Here is a 16,647-nt window from a genome sequence, read left to right as displayed (position 1 = left end):
AAGGGCTGAGAGCAGCCTGAAAAGCTACCGCTGTATAACCTCCGCAGGCTCATCGCGGTGCAATGCCACCTGGCGGATCGACAGGCGCAGTTCCGCAGACAGCACGCGCTTGGCCACGCCTTCGGCCAGCTCGCCGAGCTTGTTGCGATAACCGAGCTTGCCTTGGGCGTCAGCATGTAGCACGCCTTGCTCGACCAAGGTCTGGATGAAGTGGCGGAACAGGGTCTTGTCGAAGAATTCCGGGGCGTTCAGGCCGTGCAGGATCGACAGGCGCTGGGCCATCATCACGCACAGGTCTTCCAGCTCTTCGGCGCTGAGGCTGTTCTGCCCGCTGTTGAGCAACAGCGAGGTGGCCATGTAGAAACGCTGCAGGGTCTGGGTGATGGTGCGGGCGAGCAGGGTCAGCAACACGAACTGCCGCGAGCTGGGCGCCGGGCGAATGTAGATGGCGTTGTCCTGGCGCAGCAGCCCTTGCTCGACCAGTGCGGCCAGCCACTGGTCGATCACCGCATCCAGTTGTTCCGGCGTCCAGCGCAGGAACAGTTCGGCCTGCAGGTAGGGATACAGCGCGTGTACATACTGGCCCAGCAGTTCGCGGCTCATGCGCGAGCTGCTGAGGAAGAAGCTGGCCAGCAGCGCCGGCAGGGCGAAGATGTGCAGCACGTTGTTGCGGTAATAGGTCATCAGTACCGCGTTGCCTTCATCCAGGTACAGGATGCGGCCCAGGGCGTCCTTCTGCTCGGCCACCAGGTTCATCCCGCGCACGTGCTCGATCAGCGCCTGGCCGTCGCCGTCGGGCAGGGTGGTGTGCGGCGAGTAGGGTACCTGGCGCAGCAAGGCCAGGTACAGGTCGAGCACGCGGGTCAGGGCGCGCTCGTCCAGGGCCAGGCGGCTGGTGGACAGCAGCGCCAGCGCCACCAGGTTGACCGGGTTGATAGCGGCCGCCTCGTTGAGGTGGCGGGCAACGGTTTCGCCCAGGCGGGTGGTGGTGGCGTTGAGCCAGGCCGGGCGGTACTGCGGGCCGTGGTCCTGTTCACGCCAGCCGGGTTGTTGCTGGTCGAGGAAACCGGCCAGGCGGATCGGCTCGCCAAAGTTCACGTACACCTGGCCAAAGCGCTGCCTGAGCGCGCCGAACACCTTGAAGATATCGAAGATCGACTCTTTCTTCTTGCTGGCACCGCGCAGCTCGCCCAGGTAGGTGCGGCCTTCGAGCACGCGCTCGTAGCCGATGTAAACCGGCACGAAAACGATCGGCGTACGCGACGAACGCAGGAAGCTGCGCAGGGTAATGGCCAGCATTCCGGTGCGCGGCTGCAGCATGCGCCCGGTGCGCGAGCGCCCGCCTTCGACGAAGTACTCGACCGGAAAGCCCTTGGTGTACAGGGTGTGCAGGTACTCATTGAACACCGCGGTGTACAGCGGGTTGCCCTTGAACGTGCGGCGCATGAAGAAGGCGCCGCCACGGCGTAGCAGGTTACCCACCAGCGGCATGTTGAGGTTGATGCCCGCGGCCACGTGCGGCGGCGTCAGGCCGTTGCGGAACAGCAGGTATGACAGCAGCAGGTAGTCGATGTGGCTGCGGTGGCACGGCACATAGATCACTTCGTGGCCGGGTGCGATGCCTTGCACCTGCTCGATGTGGTTGACCTTGATGCCGTCGTAGATCTTGTTCCAGAACCAGCTCAGCACCACTTCGAGGAAGCGGATCGCGGTGTAGGTGTAGTCCGAGGCAATCTCGTTGCCATAGCGCAGGGCCTGGGCTTCGGCCTTGGCCAGCGGCAGGTTTTCGCGCTGCGCCTCTTCGACGATGGCCTGGCGCACCTGGGGCGCGTGGATCAGGCCTTTGACCAGGTTGCGCCGGTGCGAGATGTCCGGGCCGATGACTGCGGTCTTCAGGTTGCGAAAGTGCACGCGCATCAGGCGCTGGGCCATGCGTACGGTGCGTTCGTGGCCCTTGTTGTGCTGTACCAGTTCGCGCAGGTGAATGGGCGCGGAGAACTGCACCCGGGTCTTGCGCCCGAGGATCAGTACGGTCAGCAGCCGGCGCAGGCGCCCGGTAACCGCCCAGCTGTCGGCGAACAGCAACTTCCACGGGCTGGATTCACTTGCCGGGGTCTGCCCCCAGAACACACTGACCGGAATGATCTGCGCATCCTCTTCGGCATGCTGGCTGACGGCGGCGACCAGGCGCTCCAGGGTGGGTGGGGCACCGCGCTTGTCATGGCGGCCGAGCCAGTCCGGGTCCGGGGTGAGGTAGAAGAATGCCGCAGGTTCCTGCAGCGGGCCAACCGCCACCGGCAGCACCGGGCGCGGCAGGCCCGCCTTGGTGCATTCATGGTCGAGCACGACCAGGTCGGTGAGCGCGGGCGAGGGCAAGGCATAGAACACCGGCCGGCTGCGGTCGAGCTTGAGGGTGAGGGAAGACTGGTTGATGGTCTCGGAGCGCACCCACAGGTACAACAGGCGACGCAGGGCGCCGAAGATCAGGCGGCGCAGGGGGGAACGGGTCATGGGGTGTGTGCCCTGGGGGTGGTTTTCAGGTGGGTATCCAGCCAATTAGTCTGCCGTATCCGCGCAAGTTCAGCAAAAATCGCCGAACGGCGCGACGGTCATCAAATTTTTTTGTTCTGTGTCATATACTCGGCCTGCCACTTGCAAGATATTTGCGCAAGCGGCGTCGACACAGGGAGGGACTCTGTGTCTGCAAGGCGATCTTCACAATAAAAATCCGGAGTAGTTCAGATGTCGTCTCGTGAGACTGGGAATGTAAAGTGGTTCAACGATGCCAAGGGTTATGGCTTCATTCAGCGCGAAGGTGGTGCGGATGTATTCGTCCACTATCGGGCGATCCGCGGTGAGGGGCATCGTACCCTGGTCGAAGGTCAGCGGGTGGAATACGCCTGCGTGCAGGGCCAGAAAGGCCTGCAAGCCGAGGACGTAGTGGGCCTCTGAGCCTCATGCTGTAAGGCTTGTTGTGGGAGCTGGCTTGCCGGCGATCACCGGCGAAGCCGATGCCAGGCACCGTGTTGCCTGCATCGCCGGCAAGCCGGGCTCCCGCAACGAATGCAGTGCATTCATGTACGCCAGGTGATTTCCTCTTCACCGTCGGCGCTGATGCGGACCCAACGGTCGGCATCTTCTTCCCCATCTTCCTCCACCCAGCCACCTGGCGCGCAGCGCACTTCCACGCCCAGTGCGGCAAATGCGGCGCGGGCGCAGGCGACATCATCGGCCCACGGCGTCTGGTCGCTTTCCAGGTACAGGCTGTTCCATTTCCCTACAGCCTTGGGTAGCCAGGTGACCGGAATGTTACCGGCCTGGCATTTGAAGGTATGGCCTTTCTGCTTCCATTCGCTGCAGGGGCCGATTGCCTGGGCGAGCCACTCGGCAATCTGCTTGTGGTCGACGTCGGCGTCCTTCAGGTAGATCTCGATATCAGGTTGGCGCATAAGGGCTCCGGGTGTGCTCAGTCTTGGCGCACGAAATAGTCATAACGCATGGAAACCGTGACCTCGAACGGCTCGGGCTGGTCGATCACCCGGGCACGCTTTTCGGCACTGGCACGCCAGCCGTGCGGGGTCATGGCCAGCAGGTCGGCGCGGGCCTTGGGCGCGGCCAGGCTCAGGCGGAACTCCAGGGTTTCGCTGTGGGCATGGGCCATGCCTTCGGGGACCAGGGCCAAGTGTTTGTCGTCGGCGTAAGGGCGTACTTCATCGTAGAGCACTTCGCGCAGTTCCATCAGGTGGCCGCTGGTGGGGCCGACCCGCATCAGGCCGCCGCCCGGGCTGAGCAGGCGCTTGGCCTCGTCCCAGTCCAGCGGGCTGAATACGCTGGCGATGAACTGGCAGCTGGCGTCGGCAAGCGGCACGCGGGCCATGCTGGCGACCATCCAGGTAACCTCGGGCGCGCGACGGCAGGCACGCTTGACTGCCTCGCGGGAAATGTCCAGGGCATAGCCGTCGGCAGCCGGCAGTGCCTGGGCGATTTGCGCAGTGTAGTAACCCTCGCCACAGCCGATGTCCAGCCAGGCCCCGGGCTGGCGTTCGGCGGCCAGCTCGGCCAGGCGGCGCGCCACCGGCGCGTAGTGGCCGGCGTCGAGGAAATCGCGGCGGGCTTCGACCATGGCCTGGTTGTCACCCGGGTCGCGGCTGTTCTTGTGCTGCACCGGCAGCAGGTTCAGGTAACCCTGGCGGGCGCGGTCGAAGCGGTGGCCGGCCGGGCACACCACACCGTTGTCGAGCCGGCTCAGCGGTGCCTGGCAAAGAGGGCAGGCGAGCATCAGGCGAGCAACCGGACCAGGGTCTGGTAATAGATTTCGGTCAGCAGGTCGAGATCGCTGGCCAGGATCCGCTCATCCACCTGGTGGATGGTGGCGTTGACCGGGCCGAGCTCCACCACCTGGGTGCCCATGGTGGCGATGAAGCGCCCATCGGAGGTACCGCCGCTGGTCGACGGCTGGGTGTCGCGGCCGGTGACGCCTTTGATGCTGGCCGAGACGGCGTCCAGCAATTCGCCCGGTTCGGTAAGGAACGGCAGGCCCGACAGCGCCCAGTCGATCGACCAGTCCAGCTCATGCTTGTCGAGGATCGCCGACACCCGCGCCTGCAGGCCTTCGACGGTGGACTCGGTAGAGAAACGGAAGTTGAACAGGGCGGTCAGCTCGCCGGGGACCACGTTGGTGGCGCCGGTGCCGGAATTGAGGTTGGAGATCTGGAAACTGGTCGGCGGGAAGAACGCGTTGCCTTCGTCCCAGTGCTCGGCCGCCAGTTCCGCCAGGGCCGGAGCGGCCAAGTGGATCGGGTTGCGCGCCAGGTGCGGGTAGGCCACATGGCCCTGCTTGCCGCGCACGGTCAGCTTGGCGCCCAGCGAGCCACGGCGGCCGTTCTTGACCACGTCACCCAGCAGGGTGGTGCTGGAGGGTTCGCCGACGATGCACCAGTCCAGGCGCTCGTTGCGTGCTTTCAGGCGCTCGACCACGGCCTTGGTGCCATGGTGGGCCGGGCCTTCCTCGTCGCTGGTGATCAGGAACGCGACCTTGCCGCGGTGGTCCGGGTAGTCCTGCACGAAGCGCTCGCTGGCAATCACCATGGAGGCCAGGCTGCCTTTCATGTCGGCGGCGCCACGACCGCAGAGCATGCCGTCGGCGTCGATCAGCGCTTCGAACGGCTCATGCTGCCATTGCTGCACCGGGCCGGTGGGTACCACGTCGGTGTGGCCGGCGAAGCACAGCACCGGGCCATCCTGGCTGCCGTGGGTGGCCCAGAAATTGTCGACGTCCTCGATGCGCATCGGCTCGAGCTGGAAGCCTACGGCGCCCAAGCGGTTCATCATCTGCGCCTGGCAGTCGGCGTCGACGGGGGTGACCGAGGGGCGACGGATCAGGTCGCAGGCCAGTTGAAGGGTAGGCGAGAGCTCGGCAGGGGCCGTCATGGGGAACTCCGGGGCAAGGCAAGGCGGGGAAATCTGAGGGCGTTATCTTATATCAAACCGTCAGGCCAATGGGGCCGCTTTGCGGCCCATCGCGACACAAGGCCGCTCCTACAGGCGATCTCGCCATATCTGACGGGATGCGATCCCCTGTAGGAGCGGCCTTGTGTCGCGATAGGGGCGCAAAGCGCCCCCGGCATTCTCAGGCCTGCTGCGGCTCGGCGGCCTTTTCCCCAGGCTTGGGCAGCGAAGACAGGAACGCCATCACCAGCGCCGCCACATAAGGCAACGATTGCACCAGCAACATCGCCACCCAGAAGCGCATGTCCGAACTCGGCAGCCCCTGTACCAGGTAGATGCCCAGCGCGGCGCCCCACAGCAGCAACATGATGAACAGCTCTTCCCGAGCCTCGGAAATCGCCACCAGCAGCCCGTGGCTGTCGGCGTTCTTCGGTGTGCGGAAGAACGGCATGCTGCTGGTGAAGAACCCGTACAGCACCGCCTTGGCGATGGTATGCGACAGTGCCAGCCCGGCCAGCGCCGCAGCAAAGGCATCCTTCAGGTTCACCCCTACCGCGCGGCGGTAGAGGAAGATGATCTTGCCGACCTTGAAGAAGAACAGTGCCAGCGGCGGAATGGCAAAGATCATCAGCGGTGGGTCGACCCGGTGCGGCACGATGATCATCGCCGCCGACCACAGCAGCGCGCCGATGGTGAAGAAGATGTTCATGCCATCGGCGATCCACGGTAGCCAGCCGGCCAGGAAGTGGTAGCGCTGGCCGCGGGTCAGCTCGCTGCCCTTGCCGCGCAGCAGGGCGCTGGCGTGGTGCTTGATGATCTGGATGGCGCCGTAGGCCCAGCGGAAGCGTTGCTTCTTGAAGTCGATGAAGGTGTCGGGCATCAGGCCCTTGCCGTAGCTGTTGTGGGCATAGGCGGCCGACAGTCCCTTCTCGAATACCCGCAAGCCCAGTTCGGCGTCCTCGCAGATGCACCACTCGGCCCAGCCCAGCTCTTCCAGCACGCTGCGGCGGGTCATGGTCATGGTACCGTGCTGGATGATCGCGTCACGGTCGTTGCGGGTGACCATGCCGATGTGGAAGAAGCCCTTGTACTCGCTGTAGCACAGCTTCTTGAAGGCGCTTTCGTGCTGGTCGCGGTAGTCCTGCGGCGACTGCACCACGGCAATCTTCGGGTCGGCGAAGTGCGGCACCATGTGCTTGAGCCAGTTGCGGTCGACGCAGTAGTCCGAGTCGATCACCGCGATCACCTCGGCGTCTTTGGCGGTGTGGGGGATCAGGTAGTTCAGCGCGCCGCCCTTGAAACCGGCCAGGGGCGCGACGTGGAAGAACCTGAAGCGCTCGCCGAGCTTCTCGCAATGGGCCTTGAGCGGCTCCCACACGGCCGGGTCCTTGGTGTTGTTGTCGATCACCAGCACTTCGTAGTCTGGGTAATCCAGCGCGGCCAGGGCATCGAGGGTCTGTTTGACCATCTCCGGCGGCTCGTTGTAGCACGGCACATGCACCGATACCTTGGGCCGGTAGGCGCTATCGGCCTGCACCGGCAGGAATTCGCGCCGGCGCTTGTGTATCCATACTGCCTCGGCCAGTTCGTGGGCCTCGGTCAGCAGCACGATGAACACGCCCAGCGCGCCGAGGGCAAGCAGCACGCCTACGGTCAGGCTGAACCAGGTGCTGTATTGCTGGCTGTAGTCGTAGGCGATCCATACCAGCACCGACCCGCACAGGAAGGTGATGAAGGTCAGGAAGGTGCGGCCGCGCTGGCGCAGGGCCGAACCGTCGATGAACAGTACCATCAGGGCGATCATCGCCAGCACTACCGAGGCCACCGCCAGGGCGCGCCATTGCGGGATCGCCACCACCGGGCCGTCAAAGTTGAATTTCTGCTGGCGTTCGGCGTTGTACACGCCCCAGTAGGCGCCTACCGAGCCTTCGTCGCTGGCCTTCCACGGCTGGTCGTAGGCTTCGATGACGAAGTAATTGTAACCACGGCGGTTGAGGGTGTTGACCAGGGTACGCAGGTAGATGGCCTGGTCAGCCTGGGTGGCATCGGCGCCGCCGCGCATGCGGCCATTGCTCGGCCAGCCGACTTCCGACAGCAGCAGGGGTTTGCGCGGGAACTGGTGCTTCAGCTCGCGGGCACGGTCGAGCACGAACTCGACCGAATCCTTCATTGGCACGAACTCCCAGTACGGCAGGATGTGCGCGGCAATCAGGTCGACGTGCTTGGCCAGCTGCGGGTTTTCCTTCCAGATGTGCCATTGCTCACTGGTGGTCACCGGCACCTTGACCGCTGCGCGTACCCGGTCCAGGTACTTGATCAGGTTTTCCGGGGTGACTTCTTCGCGGAACAGCGCCTCGTTGCCGACCACCACCCGCACCACGCTGCGCGAAGTGTTGGCCAGCTGGATGGCCGTGGCGATTTCGCGTTCGTTGCGCTCCAGGTCCGGGCTGATCCAGATGCCCAGCGTCACCCGCAGGCCGAATTCCTCGGCCAGGCGCGGGATATCCGCCTGGGTGCCCTCCACGGTGTAGATCCGGATGCTGTCGGTCAGTTTGCTCAACTGTTCCAGGTCCTGGCGCATCTCGTCGTCACTGGGGTACTGGCCCTTCTGCGGGCTTTCGCCCAGGCGGAACGGTGAATACGAGAAGCCAGAGATCTGCTCTGGCCAGGCGGGGGCGGAGACCGGGCGGTTGATCAGTGCCCAGAACCCGGTGAACAACGCGGCGATGGCCAGGACCACGACCAGGTTCAGGCCGAATTTACGTGAAGACATTGTCGTCCATATGTGTCGAAGTGATAGGACATTAAAGCAGGGTTGGTAGTCTCTTTCCTAACGATGCAGGCCATGGGCCCGCTGGCATATAATGCGCGCCGGTTTTTTGGGGTATGAACATGAGCACAGAAGATCCACGCTTCGCCGGCGTTGCCCGGCTGTATGGCGACCAGGGGTTGCACCGTCTGGGTCAGGCCCATGTGGCCGTGGTCGGTATTGGCGGAGTAGGCTCGTGGGCGGCGGAAGCGCTGGCACGCAGTGGCGTGGGCGAGATCACCCTGTTCGACCTTGACGATGTGTGCGTCAGCAACACCAACCGCCAGGCCCATGCCTTGGAAGGGCAGGTGGGGCGGCCCAAGGTCGAGGTCATGGCCGAGCGCCTGCGGGCGATCAACCCGGGGTGTACGGTGCATGCTGTCGCTGACTTCGTCACCCGCGACACCATGGTCGAGTACATCACCGAGAACCTCGACTGTGTGATCGACTGCATCGACAGCGTCATGGCCAAGGCGGCGCTGATTGCCTGGTGCCGGCGGCGCAAGATCGCCATCGTCACCACGGGGGGCGCCGGTGGGCAGATCGACCCGACACAGATCCAGATCGCCGACCTGAACAAGACCTTCAACGACCCGCTGGCCTCGCGGGTGCGTTCCACCCTGCGCCGCGACTACAACTTCTCGCGCAATGTCAGCCGCAACTATGGCGTGCCATGCGTGTTCTCCAGTGAACAGCTGCGCTACCCCAAGGGCGATGGCAGCGTTTGTCTGCAGAAAAGCTTCGTGGGCGAGGGCGTGCGGCTGGACTGCTCGGGTGGCTTTGGCGCGGTGATGATGGTGACCGCGACCTTTGGCATGGTGGCGGCGAGCAAGGCGGTGGAAAAACTGGTAGCGGGGGCGCGGCGGCCTTTGGAGCGGGTCAAGCCTGAATAGACCGCGTGGGCTTCTTCGCGGGCTTGCCCGCTCTCATAGAACAACACATGACTCATTGGTTCGGCGAGGTTCTGTAGGAGCAGCCTTGTGCTGCGAAGAGGCCGGGCTGACAAAGCCTGTCTATTGGCTGTACCGGCCTCTTCGCAGCACAAGGCTGCTCCTACAAAGGACGCGTCAGACGAGCGATATTGGTTCTCTGCGCGAAAGCGCAGCCCAAAGGGCTGGGCAATCTCCCACAGGTACTGCATCTCTCTCAAGAAAGGTGAAAGTCCTGTGGGAGCGGGCGAGCCCGCGAAGAGGCCAGCACCGATTCAACGGTTGGACGCCAGCTCCGCCATCCGCTGCAACACCGCATGCAGCCCATTGCTGCGCGATGGCGAAAGCTGGCGCTCCAGGCCCAGCTGAGTGAACCACTCACGCAGATCGAGCCCGGCAAGTTCTTCACTGGCCAACCCCTGCACCCGCACCAGCAACAACGCCAGCAGCCCGCGCAACAGGCGTGCATCGCTGCTGGCCTTGAACCGCCACAAACCCTCGGCCTGCTCGGCCACCAGCCATACCAGGCTTTCGCAACCATGCACCCGGTTGGCCTCGGTCTTTTCAGTATCAGCCAGCGGTTCCAGCCGATCGCCCCACTGCATCAGCAGCCGCGCACGCTGTTCCCAACCCTTGCCCTGCTCGAAAGCTTCCAGCGCCTGGCGCGCCTGATCGGGCAAGGTCATCGCAACAGCTCCAGGCCCTGATCCAACGCCTCGAAGAAACGCTGCAAGTCATCGCTGTCGTTATACAGCCCCAAGGACACGCGGATCGCGCCCTCCAGGCCAAGGCCCTGCAGCAGCGGCATGGCACAGTGGTGCCCGGCACGTACGGCAATGCCTTGCTCGGTCAGCAGGTGGGCGATATCGGCGTTATGCACGCCTTCGATGACGAAACTGGCAAGGGCCGCCTGTGGCGTGCCCAGGATGCGCACACCATCGCGGTCTGCCAAGCCGCGCAGCAGGTGCTGGTGCAGGCTGGTTTCATGGGCTTCGAGTGCCTGGGCATCGAAGCTGGCCAGGTAGTCCAGGGTCGCACCCAGGCCGATCACCCCGGCGATCGGTGGCGTGCCAGCCTCGAACCCCAGCGGCGCCGGGCGGAAGCTGGCGTTGTGGTACTCGGCCAGTTGCACCATCTCGCCACCGAACTGCCAGTGGTGCAGCAGTTCCAGCGCCTGGCTGCGGCCGTACAGCACACCGACGCCTTCCGGGCCGTACAGCTTGTGGCTGGAGAACACATAGAAGTCGCAGCCAAGCTGCTGCACATCATGGCGGCCATGCACCACGCCCTGGGCACCGTCGACCACGGTCAGTGCGCCTTGGGCGCGGGCATGGGCCAGCAGCGCCGGCAGCGGCTGCCAGGTACCCAGTACGTTGGACAGCTGGCTCACCGCCAGCACCCGGGTGCGCGGGCCGATCAGTTGCAGCGCCTGGTCCAGGTCGATGCGGCCATGGGCGTCCAGCGGCAGCACCACCAGGCGCAGGTTGCGCCGGCGCGCCAGCTGTTGCCAGGGCAGCAGGTTGGCATGGTGCTCCAGGGCACTGACGGCAATTTCGTCACCGGCCTCGAAGCGGTGTTCCAGGCCATAGGCCAGCAGGTTCAGCGCCGAAGTGGCACCGTGGGTGAAGATGATCTGCCGCGAGTCTGCCGCATTGAGCCAGGCGGCAACCTTGTCGCGGCTGGTTTCGAAGGCCTGGGTCGCCAGTGCGCCGGGCAAGTGCTGGGCACGGTGCACGTTGGCTGCGCCATGGCCGTAGTAATGGCTAAGGGCATCGAGCAGGGCTTGCGGCTTCTGGGTGGTGGCGGCGCTGTCCAGGTAGGTCTGGTGCTGCCGTTGCAGGGCGGCGATGGCGGGAAAATCGGCACGCCAGGGGGAGGGCTGAAACATGGTCGCGGGGCCTGGAATGAAAATCGGGTCTGGCGTGGTGCCAGACCCGATCTTAACATTTCAAACGCTGAGAATCCGCTGTTCGCGAGCAAGCTCGCTCCGGCAGCGGTTGAAGGGTTCTCAGTTGTGCGCGTGCAGCGCCTCGTTCAGCTCGATGGCCGACTTGTGGGTCTTGCACTCCACCGCGCCGTTCAGCGAGTTGCGGCGGAACAGCAGGTCGGTCTGGCCGGCCAGGTCGCGGGCCTTGACCACTTTGACCAGCTGGTTGTTCTCGTCCAGCAGGTTCACCTTGGTACCGGCGGTGATGTACAGGCCGGCTTCGACGGTGTTGCGGTCGCCCAGCGGAATGCCGATACCGGCGTTGGCGCCGATCAGGCAGCCTTCGCCAACCTTGATGACGATGTTGCCGCCACCGGACAGGGTGCCCATGGTCGAGCAGCCGCCGCCCAGGTCCGAGCCCTTGCCGACGAATACGCCAGCGGAAACGCGGCCTTCGATCATGCCCGGGCCTTCGGTGCCGGCGTTAAAGTTGACGAAGCCTTCGTGCATGATGGTGGTGCCTTCGCCGATGTAGGCGCCCAGGCGCACTCGGGCAGTGTCGGCGATACGCACGCCTGCCGGGACCACGTAGTCGGTCATTTTCGGGAACTTGTCCACCGAGAACACTTCCAGCAGCTCGCCCTTCAGGCGCGCTTCCAGTTGCAGTTCGGCGAGTTCGGCCAGGTCGACCGCGCCCTGGTTGGTCCAGGCCACGTTCGGCAGCAGCGGGAAGATGCCAGCCAGGCTCACGCCGTGCGGCTTGACCAGGCGGTGCGACAGCAGGTGCAGCTTGAGGTAGGCCTCTGGCGTCGAGGTCAGCGCGGCGTCTTCGGCCAGCAGGGTGGCGACCAGCGGCTTGTGGCTTTCGGCCAGGCGGGTCAGCAGGGCGGCTTGGGTGGCATCCACACCTTTCACGGCTTCGGCCAGTTGCGCGGCCTGGGCGTTGCTGAAGGCGATGGCCTGGTTGCCACCTTGGTAACCGAGAACAGGGGCTACTGCAGCGACCAGTTCGGCGCTCGGGTTGAGCAGTGGTTGTGCGTAGAACACTTCCAGCCAGGCGCCCTGGCGGTTCTGGGAGCCGACACCGAAGGCCAGGCTGAACAGGGTATTGGACATGTGATTACCTCGTGCGAAATAGGGTAGGGGCTCAGGCCAGGGCAGCGGCGTACAGGTCGGGCTTGAAGCCGACCAGGGTACGCGCGCCAAGGTCGAGCACCGGGCGCTTGATCATCGACGGCTGGGCCAGCATCAGCTCGACGGCCTTGGCCTGGTCGAGGTCGGCCTTGCTGGCGTCGTCCAGCTTGCGGAAGGTGGTGCCGGCACGGTTGAGGATGACTTCCCAGCCGTGTTCCTCGCACCAGCGGTTCAGGCTGTCACGGTCGATGCCTTGGGCCTTGTAGTCGTGGAATTCGTAGGCGATGGCCTGGTCTTCGAGCCAGGTACGTGCCTTTTTCATGGTGTCACAGGCTTTGATGCCGTAGAGCGTGTAGGTCATTGTGTGCATTGGGGATCACAGGCTGCCCCAATTTCTCCATTTTCCGATTTCAGTCGCTGGATTATGCGGGAACGATCCTGTGAGCGCCACGGGTGTGCATGTCTTGGGTCTTGCAGTGTGTCGGAGACCGAGCGCCGCCCGCGCGGCGCATCGCCGGCAAGCCAGCTCCCACATCTGTTTCGGGCCAGTTATTCCTGCACCTCAGCCGCGCGAACCCTTAGTGCATGACTGAATTTTGGTGAGAAGCAGAAGCGATACCTTCAATATCGAAGGGAACAAACAGGGCGGGCAGCGGTAATTTCACAGAAGAGACTGGCCCGAAACAGATGTGGGAGCTGGCTTGCCGGCGATGCGCCGCGCGGGCGGCGCTCGATCTCAGCATCACCTCAACTTCAAGGCATACAGTTCCAAGGCAACACCCGGTCAAGCCTGCACCATTGTTAAGTATGTGCAACTTGCGTACGTTTTCTCTATGGCCATCACTGTGGAAGTCGAGGCGCGAAAAACGAAGCGATCGGTCAAGCAGAGGAGCAAATGAATGAAAAAGCGTGATTTGTTTGCCGAAATGATGAGCGGCATCGACGAGATGAAAGCGCAGCGCGAGGGGAAGATCACCCTGCGCCAGCATCATGTAAAGGCATTGGATGCACCCAAGGTTACTCCGCAGGAGATTGTCGCCATACGTGAGGGGCTGCGTATGTCGCAGGAGGTATTTGCCAGGTGCATCAGGACGAAGGCAGCAACGCTCCGGAACTGGGAGCAGGATAAAGCCAGCCCGAACCCTCAGGCGGCAATGTTGCTCAAGTTGGTTGAAAAATACCCGGATATGCTGGAGCGGCTTGAAGCGGTGTAAACATTTGGAATTACCCAGACCCGCTTCGGCGGGTCTATTTTTTCGCTTGAGACGCATCGTGTTACATATTCGTGGTTCCCTTGCGACTATTGTGCAGCGGCCCCGAATCGCCCACCGCCGCTAACATATTGTTTCAATGGCGATGTTTCGCCCTGTTGTCGTTTCTGGTTCACAAAGGAAGCTTTCCCGGATGCAGTCCGCCTACACCGTCCTCATCCTGCTGACGCTGGTCAGCGTGTCGAAGCTGGTCGGCCGCATGATTCCGCTGCCCTTGCCGCTGGTACAGATCGCCGCTGGTGCCTTGCTCGCTTGGCCGACACTGGGCCTGCATGTGGCACTGGACCCCGAGCTGTTCCTGTTCCTGTTCCTGCCACCGTTGCTGTTCGCCGACGGCTGGCGCATTCCCAAGCGTGAGTTGTGGCGCATTCGTGGGCCGGTGGTGGCGCTGGCCGTGGGCCTGGTGCTGTTTACCGTGGTTGGGGCCGGTTACTTCATTCACTGGCTGCTGCCGAGCATCCCGCTGCCCGTGGCCTTCGCCCTGGCCGCAGTGTTGTCGCCAACCGACGCCGTGGCGGTTTCGGCCATTACCCAGGACCGCCTGCCCACCCCGCTGATGCACATGCTCCAGGGCGAGGCCCTGATGAACGATGCCTCGGGCCTGGTGACCTTCAAGTTCGCCCTGGCGGCGGCGATCACCGGGGTGTTCTCGCTGACCGATGCAAGCTTCAGCTTTGTGCTGGTCGCCTTGGGCGGCCTGGCGGTGGGCGTGGGCCTGAGCTGGCTGATCGGCCGCCTGCGTGCCTGGATGATCGCTCGCGGCTGGGATGACCCGGCCACCCACGTGGTGTTCATGTTGCTGCTGCCCTTCGCTGCCTACGTGCTGGCCGAGCGCCTGGGCGTATCGGGCATCCTTTCGGCGGTGGCCGCCGGCATGATGCAGAGCTGGCTGGACCTGCTGCCACGGCAGACCAGCACGCGCCTGCTCAACCGCAGCGTATGGTCGCTGCTGGAGTTCGCTTTCAACGGCCTGATCTTCCTGCTGCTGGGCCTGCAGTTGCCGGACATCATCAAGGCCGTGGTCAGCCATGAGCCCACCGTCTGGCCGACCCTGGCCTGGCGCTGCCTGGACGTGGTGGCGATCTTTGTGGCGCTGATCTTGCTGCGGTTCATCTGGGTCCAGAGCATCTGGCGCTTGATCGATGTGGTACGCCGCTGGCGTGGCAAGCCGGCGCTGGTGCTGGTGCCCACGGCGCGCTCGTGCTGGCTGCTGACCCTGGGCGGTGTGCGCGGTGCGGTCACCCTGGCCGGCGTGATGTCGATCCCGTTGCTGATGGGAGCAGGCAAGGCCTTCCCGGAGCGTGACCTGCTGATCTTCATTGCGGCCGGTGTGATCCTGTTGTCATTGATCAGCGCCTGTATCGCGCTGCCGCTGTTGCTGCGCGGGGTGACCAAGAGCCCGGACGAGCGCTTGCACCAGGAAGTGCAGGAGGCCTGGCGACGCACGGCCGAGGCGGCGATCCATGCGCTGGAGGCAGAGGAAGTGATCGACAGCAATGCGCCGCAGGATGCCGCGCAGGCGACCCTGGCGACCGAGTTGAAGGCGCGCTTGATGGCGGAATACCGCGATGAGCTGGACAGCTACAACAACAGCGCCGAGGCCAAGGCCCTGGCCGAGCAGATGGACCTGCTGGAGCGGCGTTTGCGCCTGCGGGCGCTGCGGGCCCAGCGGCTGGAGCTGTATGAACTGCATCGCCAGCATCTGGTGGGGGATGAAGTGGTGCGGCAGGTGCTGGGTGAGCTGGATATGAGTGAAGCGAACCTGGGGTCAGTCAGGTAGACCCCAAGGGGCCGCTTTGCGGCCCTGTGGGAGCGGGTTTACCCGCGAATCAGGCGACGCGGTGCATGGCACCGGCTGTGCCGGTGTTCGCGGGTAAAACCGCTCCTACAGGTACTGCACAACACTCGAGAGTTGTACGGCCCCTGTGGAATCAGCGGTTCTGCAGGAATTCGCGAATCCGCTCCGCCGCCTCGATGCACTCGGCCAGCGGTGCAACCAGTGCCATGCGCACACGCCCGGCGCCCGGGTTCACGCCATCCACTTCACGCGACAGGTACGACCCCGGTACCACCGTCACATGCTGAGCCTCGAACAGGTCGCGGGTGAACTCGGCATCGCTGCCGGGCACCTTGGCCCACAGGTAGAAGCTGCCATCCGGGCGCTGCACATCCAGCACCGGCTGCAGGATATCCAGCACGGCGTCGTACTTGGCGCGGTACTGGTCGCGGTTTTCACGCACATGCGCCTCGTCCTGCCAGGCAGCGATACTGGCCAGCTGGGTTTGTACCGGCATGGCGCAGCCGTGGTAGGTACGGTACAGCAGGAACGGCTTGATGATCTCGGCGTCACCGGCGACGAAGCCCGAGCGCAGGCCCGGCAGGTTGGAGCGCTTGGACAGGCTGTGGAATACCACGCAGCGCTTGAAGTCGCTGCGGCCCAGTTCCGCACAGGCGGTCAGCAGGCCTGGTGGCGGGGCATCCTCGTCGAAGTACAACTCGCTGTAGCACTCGTCGGCGGCAATCACGAAGTCGTGCTCGTCGGCCAGGGCAATCAGCTTCTTCAGGGTGTCCATCGGCACCAGTGCGCCGGTGGGGTTGCCCGGCGAGCACAGGAACAGGATCTGGCAACGCTTCCACACTTCAGCCGGCACGGCGTCGAAGTCGGGGTTGAAACCGTTGCTTTCCAGGCACGGCAGGTAGTGCGGGGTGGCACCGGCCAGCAGCGCTGCGCCTTCGTAGATCTGGTAGAACGGGTTGGGGCTGACCACCAGGCCGTCATCGGCGCGGTTGACCACGGCCTGGGTGAAGGCGAACAGCGCTTCACGGGTGCCGTTGACCGGCAGGATGTGGCGGTCGGCATCCAGCCAGCCGGCCGGTACGCCGAAGCGCCGCTCGCACCACTGGCCAATGGCCTGGCGCAGGGCGGGCAGGCCGATGGTGCTTGGGTACACTGCCAGCTTGTCGAGGTTGTCGGCCATGGCCTGAGCGACGAACACCGGCGATTCGTGCTTCGGCTCACCGATCGACAGCGCGATGGCGCGCTTGTCCGCCGCAGGCTTCACGCTGCCCAGCAGGGCGCGGAGTTTCTCAAACGGGTAGGGCTGAAGCTGGGTCAAGGCATGGTTCATC

Annotated in this window: 14 protein-coding genes; 4 read left to right on the top strand and 10 right to left on the bottom strand. The window is 64.2% G+C overall.

The features are described from left to right. Window positions 1-24: 24 nt before the first annotated feature. A complete protein-coding gene (gene plsB / locus CAG18_RS08020) occupies window positions 25-2,511 on the bottom strand; it encodes a glycerol-3-phosphate 1-O-acyltransferase PlsB (protein ID WP_054573221.1) in 2,487 nt (828 codons plus the stop codon). A gap of 231 nt (window positions 2,512-2,742) precedes the next feature. Between plsB and CAG18_RS08015 the strand changes: the two genes are divergently transcribed. Next, on the top strand, window positions 2,743-2,952 hold the full coding sequence (locus tag CAG18_RS08015; protein WP_003252255.1) for a cold-shock protein: 210 nt from the start codon (window positions 2,743-2,745) through the stop codon (window positions 2,950-2,952). A gap of 122 nt (window positions 2,953-3,074) precedes the next feature. On the opposite strand, the gene CAG18_RS08010 is transcribed toward CAG18_RS08015, so the two are convergent. The 4 genes from CAG18_RS08010 to CAG18_RS07995 form a co-directional block, all read right to left on the bottom strand. Beyond that, complete coding sequence (locus tag CAG18_RS08010) at window positions 3,075-3,449, bottom strand: hypothetical protein (RefSeq protein WP_003257701.1); 375 nt, start codon at window positions 3,447-3,449, stop codon at window positions 3,075-3,077. Between the two features lie 17 nt (window positions 3,450-3,466). After that, a complete protein-coding gene (locus CAG18_RS08005) occupies window positions 3,467-4,279 on the bottom strand; it encodes a putative RNA methyltransferase (protein WP_085720712.1) in 813 nt (270 codons plus the stop codon). Continuing rightward, the gene (gene dapE, locus CAG18_RS08000; protein ID WP_013971240.1) at window positions 4,279-5,430 is read right to left on the bottom strand and encodes a succinyl-diaminopimelate desuccinylase; all 1,152 of its coding nucleotides are present in this window, start codon (window positions 5,428-5,430) and stop codon (window positions 4,279-4,281) included. Before dapE ends, CAG18_RS08005 begins: the two co-directional genes overlap by 1 nt. Before the next feature lie 199 nt (window positions 5,431-5,629). Continuing rightward, window positions 5,630-8,221, bottom strand: coding sequence for a glycosyltransferase (locus CAG18_RS07995; RefSeq protein WP_061550985.1), 2,592 nt, complete (start codon window positions 8,219-8,221; stop codon window positions 5,630-5,632). 119 nt (window positions 8,222-8,340) lie between these two features. Here CAG18_RS07995 and tcdA point away from each other — a divergent pair, with 119 nt between their 5' ends. Continuing rightward, complete coding sequence (gene tcdA / locus CAG18_RS07990) at window positions 8,341-9,150, top strand: tRNA cyclic N6-threonylcarbamoyladenosine(37) synthase TcdA (RefSeq protein WP_178075694.1); 810 nt, start codon at window positions 8,341-8,343, stop codon at window positions 9,148-9,150. A 311-nt stretch (window positions 9,151-9,461) separates the two neighbouring features. Here tcdA and CAG18_RS07985 read toward each other — a convergent pair whose 3' ends face one another. From CAG18_RS07985 to CAG18_RS07970, 4 genes are all read right to left on the bottom strand, one after another. Further along, a complete protein-coding gene (locus CAG18_RS07985) occupies window positions 9,462-9,872 on the bottom strand; it encodes a SufE family protein (RefSeq protein ID WP_013971243.1) in 411 nt (136 codons plus the stop codon). Then, window positions 9,869-11,074, bottom strand: coding sequence for a cysteine desulfurase (locus CAG18_RS07980; RefSeq protein ID WP_085720710.1), 1,206 nt, complete (start codon window positions 11,072-11,074; stop codon window positions 9,869-9,871). The genes CAG18_RS07985 and CAG18_RS07980 overlap by 4 nt, the downstream gene beginning before the upstream one ends. A gap of 120 nt (window positions 11,075-11,194) precedes the next feature. Beyond that, window positions 11,195-12,229: a 2,3,4,5-tetrahydropyridine-2,6-dicarboxylate N-succinyltransferase gene (gene dapD, locus CAG18_RS07975; RefSeq protein ID WP_013971245.1), complete on the bottom strand. Its 1,035-nt coding sequence runs from the start codon at window positions 12,227-12,229 to the stop codon at window positions 11,195-11,197. Window positions 12,230-12,260: 31 nt separating this feature from the next. Next, a complete protein-coding gene (locus tag CAG18_RS07970) occupies window positions 12,261-12,608 on the bottom strand; it encodes an ArsC family reductase (protein WP_013971246.1) in 348 nt (115 codons plus the stop codon). 538 nt (window positions 12,609-13,146) lie between these two features. On the opposite strand from CAG18_RS07970, the gene CAG18_RS07965 reads away from it, so the two are divergent. Together CAG18_RS07965 and CAG18_RS07960 are read left to right on the top strand one after the other, a co-directional pair. Further along, on the top strand, window positions 13,147-13,461 hold the full coding sequence (locus CAG18_RS07965) for a DNA-binding transcriptional regulator (protein ID WP_015269189.1): 315 nt from the start codon (window positions 13,147-13,149) through the stop codon (window positions 13,459-13,461). Between the two features lie 190 nt (window positions 13,462-13,651). Next, window positions 13,652-15,298, top strand: coding sequence for a Na+/H+ antiporter (locus CAG18_RS07960; RefSeq protein WP_015269190.1), 1,647 nt, complete (start codon window positions 13,652-13,654; stop codon window positions 15,296-15,298). Between the two features lie 151 nt (window positions 15,299-15,449). On the opposite strand, the gene dapC is transcribed toward CAG18_RS07960, so the two are convergent. Next, window positions 15,450-16,646, bottom strand: a complete 1,197-nt coding sequence (gene dapC, locus CAG18_RS07955) for a succinyldiaminopimelate transaminase (protein WP_039614798.1) — start codon at window positions 16,644-16,646, stop codon at window positions 15,450-15,452. Window position 16,647: the final 1 nt, after the last annotated feature.

This window comes from Pseudomonas sp. B22(2017) (assembly GCF_002113105.1).
Lineage (GTDB): Bacteria > Pseudomonadota > Gammaproteobacteria > Pseudomonadales > Pseudomonadaceae > Aquipseudomonas > Aquipseudomonas asiatica.
The sequence above is the reverse complement of the archived record's forward strand: the minus strand, read 5'-3'. Positions and strand labels throughout refer to the sequence as shown.

Coding starts and splice junctions, on each gene's coding strand:
- plsB (WP_054573221.1), bottom strand. CDS start 2,511: ATGACCCGTTCCCCCCTGCGCCGCCTGATCTTCGGCGCCCTGCGTCGC.
- CAG18_RS08015 (WP_003252255.1), top strand. CDS start 2,743: ATGTCGTCTCGTGAGACTGGGAATGTAAAGTGGTTCAACGATGCCAAG.
- CAG18_RS08010 (WP_003257701.1), bottom strand. CDS start 3,449: ATGCGCCAACCTGATATCGAGATCTACCTGAAGGACGCCGACGTCGAC.
- CAG18_RS08005 (WP_085720712.1), bottom strand. CDS start 4,279: ATGCTCGCCTGCCCTCTTTGCCAGGCACCGCTGAGCCGGCTCGACAAC.
- dapE (WP_013971240.1), bottom strand. CDS start 5,430: ATGACGGCCCCTGCCGAGCTCTCGCCTACCCTTCAACTGGCCTGCGAC.
- CAG18_RS07995 (WP_061550985.1), bottom strand. CDS start 8,221: ATGTCTTCACGTAAATTCGGCCTGAACCTGGTCGTGGTCCTGGCCATC.
- tcdA (WP_178075694.1), top strand. CDS start 8,341: ATGAGCACAGAAGATCCACGCTTCGCCGGCGTTGCCCGGCTGTATGGC.
- CAG18_RS07985 (WP_013971243.1), bottom strand. CDS start 9,872: ATGACCTTGCCCGATCAGGCGCGCCAGGCGCTGGAAGCTTTCGAGCAG.
- CAG18_RS07980 (WP_085720710.1), bottom strand. CDS start 11,074: ATGTTTCAGCCCTCCCCCTGGCGTGCCGATTTTCCCGCCATCGCCGCC.
- dapD (WP_013971245.1), bottom strand. CDS start 12,229: ATGTCCAATACCCTGTTCAGCCTGGCCTTCGGTGTCGGCTCCCAGAAC.
- CAG18_RS07970 (WP_013971246.1), bottom strand. CDS start 12,608: ATGACCTACACGCTCTACGGCATCAAAGCCTGTGACACCATGAAAAAG.
- CAG18_RS07965 (WP_015269189.1), top strand. CDS start 13,147: ATGAAAAAGCGTGATTTGTTTGCCGAAATGATGAGCGGCATCGACGAG.
- CAG18_RS07960 (WP_015269190.1), top strand. CDS start 13,652: ATGCAGTCCGCCTACACCGTCCTCATCCTGCTGACGCTGGTCAGCGTG.
- dapC (WP_039614798.1), bottom strand. CDS start 16,646: ATGAACCATGCCTTGACCCAGCTTCAGCCCTACCCGTTTGAGAAACTC.